The sequence below is a fragment of the Paenibacillus oryziterrae genome (assembly GCF_042610485.1).
In the GTDB taxonomy this organism is placed as follows: domain Bacteria; phylum Bacillota; class Bacilli; order Paenibacillales; family Paenibacillaceae; genus Paenibacillus_AQ.
In genome coordinates, this window is sequence record NZ_JBGJZO010000058.1 from 1 (window position 1) to 827 (window position 827).

Consider the following 827-nt stretch of genomic DNA (forward strand, 5'->3'; position numbering starts at 1 on the left):
GCTCTGGCAGCAGCAGCCGGCGTAATCTTCGGAATGACATACAACTCGGTTGATCCGCTGATGGGCGTCATGCCTGGACTGAAAGCGTTCGTCGCTGCAGTACTTGGAGGTATCGGAAGTATCCCGGGAGCCTTGGTCGGCGGACTGCTGCTGGGAACGGTAGAGACCGAAATTTCTTCCCTCGGATATTCCTCCTGGCGTGATGGCGTAGCCTTTGCCGTCCTGATCCTGATCCTGATCTTTAAACCATCCGGGCTGTTCGGCAAGAATGTCCGGGAGAAAGTGTAGGAGGGGAGAATGGGCGTGAAAAAACTAAACTTCAAATTTTGGGCGGGTATTGTAGCCGCCTTGGTCTTCTATGGAATTGTTCAAATTCTTCTAACAACGGGAGCACTTAATGATGTGAACCGGTCCATGCTACTTCTGATCGGGGTCAACGTTATGCTGGCTGTATCGCTGAATCTGATTAACGGGATTACCGGACAGTTCTCCATTGGTCATGCGGGCTTTATGTCCGTTGGTGCATATACGTCGGCGATCCTAACGCTGGACTATGATGTACCGTTCGTACTGGCGATTATCGCCGGCGGTGTACTCGCAGCGATCTGCGGAATCCTGATCGGGATTCCAACGTTGCGGCTGAATGGTGACTATCTGGCCATCGCAACCCTGGGTTTCGGGGAGATTATCCGGATTGTCATGCTGAATACGGAATATGTTGGCGGGGCTTCCGGCCTTAGCGGGATTCCAGCCAAAACCACCTGGACCGTGATTTTCCTCTTCACTCTGGTGACGGTAGTGCTGATCAACAACTTTATCCGCTCCAC

2 protein-coding genes are annotated in these 827 nt (G+C 52.6%); both read left to right on the plus strand.

Annotated features, from left to right (window positions below):
* The coding region (locus tag ACAN55_RS24170) for an ABC transporter permease subunit (RefSeq protein WP_489685784.1) at nt 1–288 on the plus strand (288 nt) is incomplete at its 5' end.
* A gap of 15 nt (nt 289–303) precedes the next feature.
* On the plus strand, nt 304–827 hold a 524-nt coding region (locus tag ACAN55_RS24175), incomplete at its 3' end, for a branched-chain amino acid ABC transporter permease (protein WP_379139156.1).